This is a genomic window from Candidatus Methylarchaceae archaeon HK02M2 (assembly GCA_024256165.1).
Classification (GTDB): domain Archaea; phylum Thermoproteota; class Nitrososphaeria; order Nitrososphaerales; family JACAEJ01; genus HK02M2.
In genome coordinates this window covers 1-2,205 of record JAKLZG010000014.1, presented here as the reverse complement: position 1 = coordinate 2,205, position 2,205 = coordinate 1, and the positions used below count along the sequence as shown (strand labels likewise).

Sequence of the window (2,205 nt, the reverse complement as noted above, 5' to 3'; positions counted from 1 at the left end):
CATTATAAAAATTTAAAATAATCTTTTGTCTTTGTTCAGCAATTCTTTTTGAAACATCAAGGAATAATAAGCCTTTAATTTTCATTATTTTTTCTTCTAAATGCTTTATTACATCATTAAGATTACCATGCTTTTGAATTGTATATCCTATTGTTCGATACAATCCAATGGCTCCAATTGCATCCAACTTATCAGCGTCAGATAACACTTTTGCTTCAAGAGTTCTGGGAGCAATATCATTTGAAAAAGAATGAGCTCTTATAGAATGTAGGATATTTTCAATATCTTGTCTAGTAAGTTTAAAATCACCAGAATTCAAGAATTTTTCAGCTAAACGTGCTGAAATTTCAGCATGATTTCTTTTAGAATTGTTTTCTAATTGCTCAAATCTTCCAATATCGTGCAATAGTGCCGCTATTTTTAGATTTTCAATATTGAGATCTAATTCTCTTGCAATTTGTAAACATAAGTTATATACTCTTTCAATATGGGGGTAACCATGAATATCACTGGATTTATAGGATTTTTTAGCAAACTCACGAACAATTTTTAACATTTCAAGAATGAATAAATAAAAAATTAAAGTTAAGGTTAAATAAAAATTAGTTTATACTTCTTCTCCTCGTCTTTTAGCTTCAATATCTTTTAATTCTTTTCTCTGTACTTTGCCCACAAGCGTTTCTGGAAGTTCTTTCCTAAATTCTATGAACTTTGGTACTTTATATGGAGCCATATTTTGTTGACAGAAAGCCTTAATTTCGTTTTTCATCTCTTCAGTCTCTTGATATCCATCCTTTAGCACAATATATGCTTTTACTTTCTCGCTACCAGGGAGATCTGGATTAGGAACACCTATAATGGCAACATTCTCTATTGCTTCATGTTCAAATAAAACATCTTCAAGCTCTCGTGGATATACCTTAAATCCACTTACATCTATCATATCCTTCTTTCTATCAACAATATAAAAATAACCATCCTCATCCATTTTACCTATGTCTCCTGTCAGAACCCATCCATCCTTTAACTGATTAGCCGTCTCTTCTGGCTTATTCCAGTAACCTTTAAATACTTGAGGTCCCTTCATCATAATTTCTCCAGCTTCTCCAAGAGGGACAATTTTTGTGTAATCTTCAATATCAACTATCTTAACCTCTGTATCCGGTATTGGCATTCCAACAGAACCTATTTTTCTTTCGCCAACTATCGGATTACTATGAGTTACTGGTGAAGTTTCTGTCATTCCATATCCTTCTAATACTTTACCACCAGTTCTTTCTTCAAATTCTTTAAGAACTTCTGGAGGCATTGGTGCTGCTCCAGTATTGCAAATTCTGATAGATCTAAGATATTTAGCATAGTCTTCTAAGTCATCTCTTTCTAATAGACGCATATACATTGTTGGGACTCCTGGAAACACTGAAGGCTGTGTAAACTTTATTATTTCAAAAAGAGACTTCTGATCTCGTGCATCAGGGTTTAAAGCTACTGTTGAAGCAAGATAAATATGTATATTCATGCATACTGTTTGGCCATAGATATGAAATAGAGGTAAATTAGTTAAAATAGTTTCTTTTCCTCTTTGTAACGCCCCGCCTATCCAAGAAAGTGTAGCCAGAGCATTAGAAACAAGATTATAATGAGTTAGCATAGCGCCTTTTGGAACTCCAGTTGTACCTCCTGTATATTGCAGACAAGCTATATCTTCCTTTGCATTAGTTTCAAATTTAGGAAGATCTGGTTTTGTGTTCTCGATAATATTGAGGAATTGATGAGTTCCTGATATCTCAGGAGGATTTCTCGGAGCCATTGGGGCATAATCAAAAACGTTAGTAATTATTACATGCCTTAAGCGAGTCCTATCTCTAATTTTATTAATCTTTTCTACTTGATTATCCCATGCAATAATGATCTCTGCTCCAGAATCGTTAAGTTGGTACATTAACTCGTGTTCAGTATAGAGAACACTAACACAAGTCACTATTCCACCAGCTTTTAATATCCCATAATAACTCATTATGAATTGTGGAAAATTTGGAATCATAATGGCTACAACATCACCTCTTTTGACGCCCATTTTAACAAGTGCAGTAGCTAGTCTATCGGCTGTATCCTTCAATTTTTTGTATGTTATTTTATTTTTTAAAAACCAAATTGCGGTGTGGCTACTAAAATCACTTGCAGCATCATCTAAAAACTTATAAA

Annotated in this window: 2 protein-coding genes; both read right to left on the bottom strand. The window is 33.3% G+C overall.

Annotation, left to right across the window (positions count from 1 at the left end; all coding sequences use genetic code 11):
• The coding region (locus L6N96_01005) for an HD domain-containing protein (protein MCP8322745.1) at positions 1-556 on the bottom strand (556 nt) is incomplete at its 3' end.
• Between the two features lie 51 nt (positions 557-607).
• Positions 608-2,205, bottom strand: a 1,598-nt coding sequence (locus tag L6N96_01000; protein ID MCP8322744.1) for a long-chain fatty acid--CoA ligase, incomplete at its 5' end; no start/stop codon positions are given.